The sequence below is a fragment of the Fundicoccus ignavus genome (assembly GCF_009659375.1).
Lineage (GTDB): Bacteria > Bacillota > Bacilli > Lactobacillales > Aerococcaceae > Fundicoccus > Fundicoccus ignavus.
In genome coordinates this window covers 1-14882 of sequence record NZ_WJQT01000010.1, presented here as the reverse complement: position 1 = coordinate 14882, position 14882 = coordinate 1, and the positions used below count along the sequence as shown (strand labels likewise).

Below are 14882 nucleotides of genomic sequence, written 5' to 3'. Positions count from 1 at the left end.
AGGGTGATTTCATGAATCAAGGAAAATTAAAAACATTTGCAGTTGAAGCGCGAAGAGAGCTACTTGAAAAAGTAGCTCTTCAAGCTAGAAAAATTGGTGTGACAGAAGATAGCATAAACGAAGCTACAGTAGAAAGTTCGGATGCATTAATTATTAATGGACAACATTTATCAAAAGAAGAGAGAGTTCAAAGAAACAAGTTAATTCGCCGAATTGAAGAAACCAGTTTTGAACAGGTAATGGAGGAAGCAGCTTATACTTGGTTCAACCGGTTTGTGGCTTTACGCTTTATGGAGGTCAATGATTACTTACCAACAAGAGTTCGTGTTTTATCTTCTTTAGATGGTGGAAATGAACCAGATATGATGAAGGAAGCTTTGTCTCTTGGTCTTGACGTTGATACAGAAAAAGTCTATGAAATGAAATTGAATAATCAAGATGATGAACTGTTTAAATACTTAATCATTGCACACTGTAATGATTTAAATGATTATTTACCATTCATGTTTGGTACAATTGAAGATTATACTGAAATCCTCTTCCCAGAAGGTTTATTAAATACGGATTCATTTGTACGAAAAATGACAAACACTGAAGTATTCCCTGAGGATGATTGGTATGAAGTAGAAATTATTGGTTGGTTGTATCAGTATTATATTTCGGAAGAAAAAGACCAAATATTTACTGATTTGAAAAAAAATATAAAAATTACTCAAGATACATTACCAGCAGCAACCCAAATTTTCACACCTAACTGGATAGTTAGATATTTAGTTGAAAACTCATTAGGTAAGGTATGGATGGAAAGTAATCCTGATAGTAATCTAAAGGATAACTGGAGATATTATCTTCCTGATGTAGAGCAAAGTGTTGAGACGTTATCAATTCTGAATGATATTAAGTACCAAAATGCAACACCAGAAGAAATCACTATTTTCGACCCATCTTGTGGAAGCGGTCATATTTTAATATATGCATTTGATCTCTTATATGATTTTTATATAGAAAAAGGTTACCTTTCTAGAGAAATTCCGACTTTAATTCTTATGAATAATATATACGGACTAGATATAGATAATAGAGCTGCACAACTAGCTTCATTTGCATTAATGATGAAGGCACGGGAGAAAGACTCAAGGATATTTAGAAAGCAGCTGACGCCTAATATCTATTCTATTGAAGAAAGTAACTGGCTAACGGATGATTTAATTGAAAAGATTTCCAATAACGATTCTGAAGTCAAACAAGATTTAACATTATTGAAAAATACATTTATTGACGCTAAAGAATATGGTTCGCTTTTAAAAATTGAGCCAATTAATGAAGTAAAAATATTTAATAGTTTAGATAAATACTTATCCAAAGACTCAAATCTATTTGAATTTGACGAAAAAGATTTAGTTAGAGAAAATCTTCCTAAATTGGTGAATCAAGCAAGTCTGTTAAGCAAGAAATATGATGTTGCTTGTACTAACCCTCCTTATATGGGCCGTAGTAGCATGAATACCCAAGTAACTAAGTTTCTTGATAAAAATTTCAAGAATACTAAGTCAGATTTATTTGCTGCATTCATGGAACGTAATTTCGGCTTTATAAAAGAAAATGGATTTAATAGTATTGTAACTATGCAGTCATGGATGTTTTTATCCAGTTACGAAAAACTAAGAATTAAATTATTAAACAACAAAACAATCTATTCATTATTACATATGGATAATATGGTGATGGGTATTGCATTTGGTACGTCGGCTACAATTTTTAGAAACCACCATCTAAACGAATACATTGGAAACTATTCAGAAGTTAAAAATGTAGATATAAAAGATGGGAGACCTATTGAGTTTCCAGTAATTAGAAATAGAAATAATAATATCTCAGCCAAAGAGTTCATTCAATTACCAGGAAATCCTATTTCCTATTGGGCGAGTGATAATTTAATAAGTAATTTTCTAGAAGGAGATAGACTTGTTGATTTAATCACGCCAAAGCAAGGATTAGCGACTGCTGATAATAATCGATTTTTAAGATTGTGGTGGGAAACGAATTATAATCAAATAAAATTTAATACAAAATCTGTGGACGAGTCGAAAAACAGTGGTTATAAATGGGTGCCTTATAATAAAGGCGGTAAGAGACGTCAATGGTATGGAAACTATGACTATTTGATAAACTGGGAGAATGACGGAGAAGAAATTAGAAATTTTACTGATAGTAAGGGAAAACAACGTTCAGTGGTTAGAAGTCCGCAATATTATTTTAAAGAGGCAATTACATGGTCAGACATTACTAGTGGAAAATTTGCTATTCGGTATAGAGAACCAGGTAGTATTCATGATGTAAAAGGTATGTCCGCATTCTCAGAAGATAAATCTTTATTGAAGTATATTTTAGGAATTACTTCAACAAAAATTGCGGATTATATATTTGATATGATAAACCCTACAATTAGTTTACAGATAGGTAACTTTAGTAGCTTTCCAGTGATGATTGAAGAAAAATATAAAGATGAAGTAATTGATTTGGTAGAACAAGCAATAAAAATGGCTAAATTTGATTGGGATAGTTTTGAAACTTCATGGGATTTTAAAATGAATCCTTTAATAACTTTATTAAAAACTAACAGAAATGAAGCTACACATAATAGTCGTAAAGTTGAAGATGTTTACTATAGTTATAAAAACAAAACGAATAATCTTTTTGAAGATTTAAAGAAAATAGAAACAGATTTAAACCGAGATTTTATTGAAATCTATGATCTCCATGATGATGTCAGGTCAAAGGTCAGTGATCGAGATATCACCGTTGCTAAAATATATGATGAAGCAAAAGATATATCTGCTGAAATCAAAGGTAATCAGTATGTATTAACCAAAAAAGATGTGATTCAACAGTTTATTTCTTACGCAATAGGCTGTATGTTCGGCCGTTATTCATTAGACGAAGAAGGTTTAATTTATGCTGGTGGAGAGTTTGATGCTTCTAGATATGAGACATATGATGTGGTTGAAGATAATATTATCCCGATAACTTCGGATGTTTATTTAGAAGATGATTTAGTGAACCGCTTTGTAGAGTTTGTTGAAACGGTTTATAGCAAAGAAACGCTAGAAGAAAACCTTAACTTTATTGCTGAAGCATTGGGTCAGAAAAAGAATGAAACAGCTAGAGATACTATTCATAGTTACTTCTTAAAAGATTTCTTTAAAGACCATGCGAAAATGTACAGTGTGACTGGTAGTGGAAGACGACCAATTTATTGGAAATTCACTTCTGGTAAAGAGAATGCATTTAACTGCTTTATCTATATGCATCGTTATGACAAAACAACGATTTCTCGTATCCGTACGGAATACTTACATGATGTTCAACAACGATTAGAAACAAGAAAAGTTGATTTGGATCAAATAATAAATAGTGACGCAAGTGCCACAGAATTGAACAAAGCAAGAAAAGAAATGAAAACTGTGGAAAAACAGTTAGCTGAATTAATCGCTTATGATGAAAAGTTACGTCATATGGCTGATCAACAAATTGAAATTGACTTAAATGATGGGTTTAACGTCAATTATCCGAAATTCAAAGGATTAGTTGAAAAAGTATAGTTAGCAAGGAAAGGTTAGTGTAGGGATGGATCTTAATCAAATCGAATCCACATTACAAAAAATGTTGGATAAACCACTTGAAAGTTATGAAAAACGACGAATTATTTTTTGGGAAGATCAACAAGAGGAATTCAACGATGATTGGGATTCTATCGAATTAAAGGATGTTAAATTTCAAGAATTAACCAATGATAACCAATTCTATGTAAAACATCTATTAGAGGCCGAAGATTTAGATTCGAGTTATTTAATTTACTCGAATCTAGATTTACAGTCTGAAGATAATTGGTTACTCGACATGGTTCTTTATACGCAAACATTTAAAGCCAGTCGAATTGATTTAATCATGAATGAATTACAAATAGATAGTACTTTACGTCCAACGATGGAAAGATATGCGGTATTCTTTGACAATAAAGTCCGGTACCGAAAGTTTAAAAGTTATTTAGGAGTAATAGAGTCTACAGCTGCTATCGAACTACGGATGATTAGTGCTTTATGTAATTTAGATATTCCAAGTTTTGAGAGAGCTTTAAGAATCATCTTGATAGAGTCCTTAGAAGATGATAATAAGTATTTAGAGGCTATCAGAAAGTTTTTCGATATCGATCGATTCTGGGAATTGGTGGGCAGTCACTATGATTATACTCGAGAAGAGAAGTCATTAAAGACACTCTTCATGCATCTAACCATCTCTGCTCTAAGTTTCCAAATGGACGAAGAATATTTAGCGTTGTTAGAAAACTTTATTGCATTAAGTCATACAGGGGACTGCTATATTCTTATTGACCATTGGATGCAGAATCAAGTAGATGCGTCGAAGTTTGAAGAGTATGCTCGACAAATAGAGAAGGAAATTCAATTACAAGAAATTATTCAAGAACTACCGCTTGAGAAATATGAAAATGTAGATATTTTTCCAATAATTGATCAAGAAATTATCCTTCATATAGCTAATGCTCTTTTAAAAGACTTAGAAGATTTTGATAAATACTTGACGATTATTGAAAATAGACGTTCGAGATATTACTTTGAAAAGTATGAGACTATTTACGACACTTTATTCTATACAATTAAAATTCTAGAGTTCAGAAAAGGGTTTGACCAAGGCATACCTCAGGGTAGAGCAGAAGATATTTTCAATGGGTATGTAAAATCTTATTATCTGATGGATAATTACTATCGTAAATTTTACTTGGCTTATGATAAGAGCGAAAAATATGAGTTTGTAAACAAGCTTCAAGAAAAAGTCGAATACCTCTATACACACTGGTTTATTGGTGAATTGGGCGCAAATTGGTCTCAAGCTGTTCGGACAGATTTAGTTGAGGACTGGAAACTTCCAGGTATGAAAAAACAACAATATTTCTACAGGGAACATGTTTCATCTCGAGTTTCAAAAGGTGAACGTATTTTTGTCATTATTTCGGATGCAATGCGTTATGAAATCGCAACGGATTTAGTGGAGCGGTTAAACACTGAAACAATCGGTTCAACTGAAATCGAACCGATGCTAGGCATTGTACCTTCCATTACCAAGTTAGGTATGGCTGCTTTATTGCCGTATCGTTCTTTAGATATTGATTCTTCAGGGAAAGTAATGGTAGATGAGGAGCCAATAGAAGGCTATGGTGCTCGTAAGAAGTTCATAGAGAATAAAATAGAGAATAGTCTTGTTTATAAATACTCAGACTATATGGCATTAAATAAGTCTAAAAAATCCGAAACGTTTAAAGGACTTAATTTGATTTACATCTATCATGATACGATTGATGGTATAGGTGACAATGCGGCTACAGAAAACCGAGTGTTTGATGCAGCAGACAGCTCAGTTTCTGAGTTGTTTGATTTAATTAATTCAATTCGAAATGACTTGAGTGGAACAAATATATATGTGACTACTGATCACGGTTTCTTGTATCAAAGAAGTCCTTTAGATGAAAGTGAGAAAATTGCGAAAGAGTTAGATAAACCTGTCGAATCTTCGAGACGATATGCATTATCCAATAAAGAACAAGAACTAAATGGTCAAATCCGTATAAATGTCGGGACCGTTTTAAATAATGAGAATGACTTACAGTTATACATTCCGAATGGATCGATTCGCAATCGAATTCAAGGTCCAGGGGCGAACTTTGTACATGGGGGAGCAAGTCTACAAGAAATTGTCATCCCTCTAATTACATTCAAAAATAGAAGAGCAACCCAAAAAGGGGTAGAGACAGTTGAAAAAGTGAATGTAGAATTAACGAGTCGCACCCGCTCAATTACCAATAAACTATTTACACTACAATTCTTCCAAAGTGAAAAAGTGAAGAACAAAAACATTGCACGAACGGTAAATATTTATATGGAAGATGAGAATGGCAACATCATTTCAAATATTGAAACCATTATTGCGAATAAAATAAATGAAAATTCAGAAGAGCGTATGTTTAGTAAACAGTTTGCCTTAGAAACCATGGAATTTGACCGTAAGAAAGATTACTTCTTGGTAATTAAAGATACGGAAACTGATCAATATACAGCCAAGATTCCATTCAAAATTAATTTAGGTATCGTCAATGATTTCTTTTAAGAATGAGGTGTAAGGTTGGAAAAAGCATCACTAGATTTAGATGATAAGTTGAATGAACATTTTGCTGGTCGGGTCGTGAGAAAAGACCTGACCCAGCTGATTAAAGAAGGAGCTAATGTCCCAACATTTGTGTTGGAGTATTTATTAGGGATGTTTGCGGCGACTGATGATGAAGATAGTATACAAGAAGGTGTGAATCGAGTGAAAAATATCCTTTCTGAAAACTATGTTCGTCCAGATGAAGCTGAAAGAATTAAATCGCGAATTAGAGAACAAGGACAGTACACCGTCATTGATAAAATTACTGTACGCCTAAATTCGAAAAAAGATGTTTATGAATCAGAGTTCTCAAACCTTGGTTTAAAAGGTGTTTCAATGGCCTCTTCTTACGTAAAGGAATATGACAAACTTTTAGCTGGTGGAATTTGGTGCATGATTAAACTAGATTATTATTTTGATGAAGAAGTAAAAGATAATAATCCATTTATCATCTCGAATTTACAGCCCATTCAAATGCCGAATATGGATATGGATGAAATATTTAAAGGGCGTGACCACTTTACAAAAGAAGAGTGGATTGATGTATTGATCCGATCGATTGGTATGGAGCCTACTCAGTTAGAAGAACGCGTAAAATGGCACCTTCTCTTGAGGTTAGTTCCTTTGATTGAAAACAACTACAATTTAGTTGAGTTAGGGCCTAGAGGGACGGGTAAATCACATGTGTATAAAGAATTATCACCCAACTCGATCTTAGTCTCTGGAGGACAAACAACTGTAGCGAATTTATTTTATAACATGTCGACAAGACAAGTAGGTTTAGTAGGGTTATGGGATACAGTTACTTTTGACGAAGTCGCAGGGATTAATTTTAAAGATAAAGATGGCGTTCAAATTATGAAAGATTATATGGCTTCTGGATCTTTTAGTCGTGGGAAAGAAGAAAAAGCTGCTTCTGCATCTATGGTCTTTGTAGGGAATATTAATCAGAGTGTCGATTCATTGGTTAAAACTTCTCATTTATTTGCGCCATTTCCAGATGCGATGCGAAATGATGCGGCCTTCTTTGATCGCATTCATTATTACTTACCAGGATGGGAAATACCTAAATACCGTCCGACATTCTTTACGGATCGCTTTGGATTTATTGCGGATTACCTAGCAGAATTTATGCGTGAAATGCGTAAGCGTTCATTTGCTGATGCGATTGATCAATATTTCTATTTAGGAAATAATTTAAATCAACGAGACACGATTGGTGTTCGGAAAACGGTATCTGGCTTACTAAAGTTAATTTATCCGCATGGTAAATTTACGAAGGAAGAAGTAGAAGAAGTTCTGGAGTACGCTTTAGAAGGTCGTCGAAGAGTCAAAGAGCAATTGAAAAAAATTGGAGGCATGGAATTTTACGATGTCATGTTCTCTTATATCGATAAGGAAACGACAGAAGAGCACTATACTTCTGTTCCTGAACAAGGTGGCGGCAAATTGATTCCAGAAGGCATGAATAAGCCTGGTCACGTCTATGTAGCAGGAAGAAGTAGCTCTAGTATGATTGGAGTCTATAAGTTAGAGAATCAAGTTGTGGGCGGTACAGGGAAGTATGAAAAATCTGGTGTAGGAAGTGATCGAGAAGCCAGAGAAAGTTTAGATACCGCATTCCGTTACTTTACGGCTAATATTAAAAGTATTAGTAGTTCTATAAGTGTCAAAACAAAGGATTATTTAATGCATATTGAAGATTTGCAAGGGATTGGTTTAACGGAAGAATTAGCTGTAGCAGAATTAATTGGTTTAAGCTCAGCTGCTTTAGATCGTCCACTTCAAGAAAGTTTAGTGGTGATAGGGAACATGACGATGGGTGGCACGATCTCTAAAGTGCCCGAATTTGCGAATACCTTGCAAGTCTGTGTAGATGCAGGTGCCAAACGAGTCTTATTACCTTCATCTTCTGTGCAAGATTTACAAACTGTCCCATCTGATTTATTAGTCAAAATCCAACCGATATTCTACTCTGATCCAATTGATGCAGTTTATAAAGCATTGGGTGTGGATTAGTAAGTGTTATTTACGTAATTATACTGAACTTAATCGAGACACAGGATAATCACGATTAAGTTCAGTATAAATTTTTAAAAAAATGTAAGCGGTATATATTAGCTGCATGAGAGTGAGGAGATGTACCAATGGATCCAATCTTATTTATATTTATGGTTCTTATTGTACTAGTCGGAAGTTATATAGTTTTACAGAAATCAAAAAATAAATCAGTTAATGAACACACACCAAAACAAGAGACTAATAACGTATTGGCTATTTCGAATGATTCCACAAATGAGTTACAAGTTCAATTTAATATGTTGTCGGAGATTCGAGAAATTGATGAATCAAGACTTGTAGAGATTAAAAACAGTAAACTGCTTGCACATGTAAATAATCTCTTGCCGGAAGCTTTTAAGACTGCAACTACTGTAGGCAATGCTGTTCAAGGTAGTACTAAAACTCTGTATGAAGCGATTCTTCCAGCTGGAAAACAGCTTGCAAAGTCTAAAAACACTGAAGGCGCCTTTAGAGGATTTACAATGGGAAAGAAAGGAATAGACGGATCAGCTGAATTCTTACCCGTAAATAATGTATCTAACGTTGCTGCAAATGTAGCTTCATCAGCAATGAATGTAGGCTCAATGGTAGTCGGTCAATATTATATGCACCAAATCAACACTGAACTAGAATCAATTAGTTCAGATATTTCTCAGATAATGGATTTTCAAAATAATGAATATAAGAGTAAAGTTTTTGCGTTAGTTACTAAAGTCAAAAAAATGTCCTCATTTCAAACAGAAATACTTGAAAATGAAGAGTTGAGAAAATCCGAAATATCGAACTTGAATCGACTTGAACAACAATGTATAGAATTATTAGGCCAAGCAAACTTAACAATTGCAGACTACTCAAAGAAAATGGATATGGGTATTAAAGGATATGAAGAACAATTGGTTGGTGTTCAATACTGGGTTGTTTATCAAGAGACTCTATTGGAAGTATTATATCTTATTGCAGATTTGAAATATGCACTTTACTTAGGTACTGTGTCCAGAGATCAATGTAACTCCTTATTATCAACTTATGGAAAACAAGTGAAAGATGTGAAAATTGGATTACAGAACTGGCATTTAGAACAAATGGAAAAGTATGGTATCAATCTTGAAGAAGGTTATAGAGAACGTTATGGAGTCGATGGTATTCTTCATAAAGTACCGGGAATGATAAGGAAAGAGTTAAATTATCGTCCAGTATCTAAAGATGTCGTAGAAATTATCACTAAGCACCTTACTACAGCAGATAAACGTCGGAATGTATCTACAAAAGAGGTCTTTGATGAGAATGTCAAATTAATAGGAAAAGAAGGAAAAATATATTATTTACCTGCAGACGGTATATGATCATTCAGTTAATAACTATAAGTTTTAAAAAAAATACAAAGTATACAGAAGAATAATGTTAGAATAAAGGTGAGATGACGACTAATATGAAACCGAAAATTATGGACGAAATGTCAACATCTGATTGAGAAGATTTAATTTTGAAAGCGATTATAAATTCTTTAAATGACATAGGTGGAATTGCAGAACGAAAGGATATTAAACGTGATATATACGAAAATTCTAAACTGATTCCTGAAGATTATATAGAGTATTTGAGACAGTCCAAAAAAACAGGAGCAAAATATAAACCGTTCAATTATCATTTTAATTTTGCAATTAAATATCTGATGCTAGCGGATTTTGTACGGTACCCAAAGAAAGGTGAGGTTGAACTTACAGAAAAAGGTAGGAAAGTAGATTTAGATACCTTCGATCCTGTAACTGAAGTACGTGTCTTGTCTGAGCCAGCAATGAAAGAAGAGTCAAAGAAAAGAAAAACTAAGAAGCAAATAACTGAAACTGTGGAAATAAAACCTGAAGAAGAAGTGTTAGATTCAGAAGGAATAGAAGACGTCTGGAGAGCTGAACTTAATGAAGCACTCAAGAAGATGTCTCCTGATAAGTTTGAGATGTTTGCTAGAGGTCTAATGAAACGAATGGGTATAGAGTTAGATAAGGAAATTGGAATCCAAACGACAGCTGATGGAGGTCTTGATGGATTTGGGTACATAACTGCCGATGATTTTAGAACAACTCGAGTTGCACTACAAGCTAAACGTTGGGAAGGCAAAGTAAGCTCTCCTGAAATCGATAAATTTCGCGGTGCTATGGATAAATATAATGCTGAATATGGTATTTTTATAACAACCTCGGACTATACAAGGTCTGCAATTGAAGCATCAAGAGTTGGAACACGAGTTATTACTCTGATTAATGGTGATGATATTTGTGACTTAGTAGCTAAGTACGAATTTTATGTCACTCCTGTAACTACATATGAGTTGAGCGATTTTTATTTTGAAGAAGAATAACTAATAAATAATTTATAAAGAAGTTTAAAATTTAATAGTGTAAAAATAAATAGGAGGACATTACTTGGAAATAAAGCTGTCAAAAATTCGAATCGCCAACTACAAATGTTATGAACGTATAGAGGTCGATTTAAAAAATGAGTTATTATTAATAGGATCAAATAATGTTGGTAAAACTGCTTTCTTGGAAGCAATAAAAATCGCTTTTTCAAAAAATTCATTAGTTACAAAGGAAGAGGTTTATTTTAAAGAAGGTGAAGAAGTACCTCAAGATAGAAAAATAATTATAGATGTATTAATAGAACCTATCGAAGACGAATTTTCCGACCAATGGTTTGAGTTATTTGGTGACCTTATTATTAACGAACCAGAATCTGTAGCATTGAGAACTATATTTTCTCATAATGAATTGAAAGAAGAATATAAACAAGAAAATAAGGCACTCAACTATTGGCCAGAATTTAATGATTTTTTAGATTTCGAAGAGTATAAATCTTCCAATGTATCAAATCTGATCTTTGATTCAATTCCTGTTTTTTATCTTGATGCAAAAAGAGATATCAACGATGATTTACAAAAGAAATATTCTTATTGGGGTAGATTAGTTGGTGATATTAAATTCAAAAGTGACAAAAGAAACCAATTAGAACAAGAACTATATGATTTAAATATTGATATTGTTAATAACAGTGATGTTTTAGAACATGTTTCAAAAAAACTAAAAGATATTAGTTCTGTAACAGGTAGTGAAAATAATTCTGTTCAAATAAATGCCATTTCCGAGAAGATAACAGATATTGGCAGAGGGATGGATATAAAGATAAAAAGTGAAGGGTCTGAATCAATTTCAATTTCTAAACAAGGTATGGGTACAAGGAGCTGGGCTACCTTTCTAGCTTTTTCATCGTACTTAGAGTGGAAAAATCTGCAAATGATTAAAGAAGAACTTCCATTTTATCCAATATTATTATTAGAAGAGCCAGAAGCTCATTTACACCCTCAGGCACAGCGAAGAATATACCACCAAATTATAGATTTAGAGGGACAGAAAGTAGTTAGTACTCATTCAAATATTATTGCTACACAAACAGATATAGAGAGTGTTTTATATGTATCCAAAAAATCATCTTATAGTAATATTGACTATATTGACTTTTCTGGTGTTAACAAAAAAGATAAGTATAAAATAGAGAGAGAAGTTTTATATTCAAGGGGCGAATTAATTTTTTCTGACTGTTTAATTCTATGTGAAGGTATTACTGAAGAGAGATTATTGCCTGCATATTTCGAAAAATATTTCGGAGTACCATACTATGAATATGGTATTAATATTGTATCTGTAGATGGATATAAAAATTATGTACCATTTTTACAATTTGCAAAATCATTAAATATAGATACTTTTATTTTTAGTGATGGAGAAGAATTTGCTATTAAGAAAGTGAAAAACGATTATAGATATGTACATGGTAAAGGCGATAGAAGTACAGAGTTTGAAGAAGTAATATCTAAATATATTACTTTTATTCCAGATGGTTTAGATACTGAGAAATATCTCGTAGAGCATTATGAACTAGAATTATTCACTACATTAATTGATGAAATTGAAGGGAAAGAAGATTTTATTAGCAGTTACCAATCTGGAGATAAAGATCACAACGAGAGCGAGAAAGTATTAAAATATCTTTCGAAAAACAAGTCTATATATTCTAAAAAACTCGCCGATTATATTGAACAACAAGTAGATTTTGAGATTTTAGAGCCATATAATGAATTCTTTAGGAAATTAAATGATTTTAAAAAATATATATAGATGAAAAGAGGAAAGTAATGATTGAGTTGTCAGAAAAACAACAAGAAATTGTAGATTATATAGATGGACCATTACTAGTAACTGCTGGCCCTGGGAGTGGGAAAACCAGAGTATTAACTGAAAAAATAGTAAGTATTTTAAATAAGAGAAAAGGAAGAGTTTTAGCACTTACTTTTAGTAATAAGGCAGCTGAAGAAATTAATGAGCGAATAGAAGACCATGTAGAAGATATTTCAAGAGTCAAAATAAGCACTATTCATAGCTTTTGCTTGGAAATTTTAAAAGATAATAGCCACACTATTGGTCTGCCAAGCAATATGTCAATCATTGAAAGTTCTAATGATCAAAAAATAATTTTATTAGAAGCTCTAACTAACATTGGTGTAAAACTATCTGATAGTAAAGAATTAGCTAATATATTGGGGAAAATAAGTGATTACAAATCAAAATTCAAAACTCCTCAATCACTAGTAAACGAAGAAGATACAGAATTTATAAGTATTTATGATAGTTACAATAAATTAATGAATCAAAATAGATTATTAGACTTTGATGATATACTATTTTATAGTTATAAGATTTTAAGTGAAAACAATAAAGTATCTAAAAATATATCTAGATTATACAAATATTTTCTAGTTGATGAAGCTCAAGATTTAAATGATACTCAATATAAGATAATTAAAAAAATGCTCGCTAACGGCCATAACAATATCATGTTTGTTGGAGATGAAGCACAATCTATATATGGTTTTAATGGTTCTAATAGCTTAATAATGACAAAATTTTTTGTTGAAGATTTTTCTCCAAAAATTTTTAAATTAACGGAAAACTATAGATCAGCTAAAAGAATTATAGAAGCAGCCCAAAGATTAAAACCAACATCGGAATCAACCTCTAAATATCCAATAGAAGGGGTATTCGAAGTAAAATCGTTTCAAGATGAGAAAGATGAAGGAGATTGGATTGTTGAGATGATTGAAGATTTGATTAATCAAGACAAAGAATATCCTTCTGAGATAGCGGTCATTGGCAGAAATAGATACTTATTTGAAAACGTTAAAACATATCTCAATGATAAAGATATAGACTATAATGAAGGGATGTCTGGACTAAAATTAGAATGCGAAACAGAAGAAATGAGACTATTTAATCTAGGCATTAAAATAATTTCTAATCCTTATGATGAATTTCATTATGCTGAAATTAATGAATTATTGAATCGAAAAGGTGATCCTTTTTATAATCGCTACGATGAAGAAATAATTAATAATCCAGTAAATAACAATCCTAATATTTCTTCTCAGTTTTTTTCATTAATCATTTACGCGTGGAAAGAAATATTTAAAGATGACAAAAAATATGGTCGAGTTTTAGATAACCTATACAATAGTATTCTCACTCTTGAATTTGAAGAAAATCTCAAATACCTTATTATTAATGATATAGAATTTCTGAAAAAACAATGGACAAAATATTGTGCTGAAACATCGATTGACAATAGAAGTTTAAATATGTTTAAAAATTTTATTGCTTTAGGTAAGTCAAAGGAAACGTCCCTAGAAGGGGTTAGTCTTATAACAGTTCATGGTTCAAAAGGTTTAGAATTTAATAATGTTTTTATAATTGGAGTGACTAAGGGAACCTTCCCAGATTATAGGGCAAAAACAGAAGAGCAGTTAACTGAAGAAAAAAATAATATGTTTGTAGCAATTACAAGAGCCAAACGAAGATGTTATATAACTTATCCTTTAGAAAAAATGATGCCTTGGGGAAGTTCAAAAAAACAACTACCTTCTCAATTTATTACGTTATTAACACAATAGGAATTTTTGGAGGAAAATTAAGAGAAACATTAGAACTTTTGCAATTGGTGAACTAGCTTAAAGTTGTAATAGTTATTAGAAGAAAGAAAATTTGAGTAACTATGTGAAAAGATTGAGTTTCAAATAAAATTTAAAAATCTAATGAACCGCTTGGAAAACGTTGAATTAACGTTTGAACAATACTTTTATCATAAAACATAGGCGTATGCGCGAATATTTAGTCCAAACCATTACCAAAACCATTACTATAGCACTATAAACGTTGATGTGAAGGGGCTTGGTTGAGCCCCCTCATCTCCATACTAAACTATTGAAACAATAAGTGTTCAATAGGAATCACTGAAGAGTATATTTAAATCTTTCAAAACTCAACTACTATTTACATAGTTGAGTTTTGAAAGATTTTTATTATGGCCATAATTAAAGCTGTGTTATAAAATTAATAATCTTTTACTAATTATTAGTTCATCTGTCATTATTTGATTATTCCGCGCTCTCAGGACCACCAATATCCATATCGAGTCCACCAGGCCAACCGTTAAATTCACGTAATAACCAAACTAAATCCGCACATCGGGTCCACCTATCCATGGATCAAGTCCGCTTT

Annotated in this window: 7 protein-coding genes; all 7 read left to right on the top strand. The window is 32.3% G+C overall.

Features of this window, described 5'->3' with window-relative positions; genetic code table 11:
- The first annotated feature begins 11 nt into the window (after nt 1–11).
- Nucleotides 12–3602, top strand: a complete 3591-nt coding sequence (gene pglX, locus GF867_RS07795; protein ID WP_153832549.1) for a BREX-1 system adenine-specific DNA-methyltransferase PglX — start codon at nt 12–14, stop codon at nt 3600–3602.
- A 25-nt stretch (nt 3603–3627) separates the two neighbouring features.
- Nucleotides 3628–6180: a BREX-1 system phosphatase PglZ type A gene (gene pglZ, locus GF867_RS07790; protein ID WP_153832548.1), complete on the top strand. Its 2553-nt coding sequence runs from the start codon at nt 3628–3630 to the stop codon at nt 6178–6180.
- A 15-nt stretch (nt 6181–6195) separates the two neighbouring features.
- On the top strand, nt 6196–8238 hold the full coding sequence (brxL, locus tag GF867_RS07785; protein ID WP_153832547.1) for a protease Lon-related BREX system protein BrxL: 2043 nt from the start codon (nt 6196–6198) through the stop codon (nt 8236–8238).
- Nucleotides 8239–8366: 128 nt separating this feature from the next.
- Complete coding sequence (locus GF867_RS07780) at nt 8367–9623, top strand: hypothetical protein (RefSeq protein ID WP_153832546.1); 1257 nt, start codon at nt 8367–8369, stop codon at nt 9621–9623.
- 140 nt (nt 9624–9763) lie between these two features.
- Entirely contained in the window at nt 9764–10636 is an 873-nt protein-coding gene (locus tag GF867_RS07775; RefSeq protein WP_153832545.1) for a restriction endonuclease, read from the top strand.
- 64 nt (nt 10637–10700) lie between these two features.
- Nucleotides 10701–12449, top strand: coding sequence for an ATP-dependent nuclease (locus tag GF867_RS07770; RefSeq protein ID WP_153832544.1), 1749 nt, complete (start codon nt 10701–10703; stop codon nt 12447–12449).
- A gap of 17 nt (nt 12450–12466) precedes the next feature.
- Nucleotides 12467–14275: an ATP-dependent helicase gene (locus tag GF867_RS07765; RefSeq protein ID WP_153832543.1), complete on the top strand. Its 1809-nt coding sequence runs from the start codon at nt 12467–12469 to the stop codon at nt 14273–14275.
- Nucleotides 14276–14882: the final 607 nt, after the last annotated feature.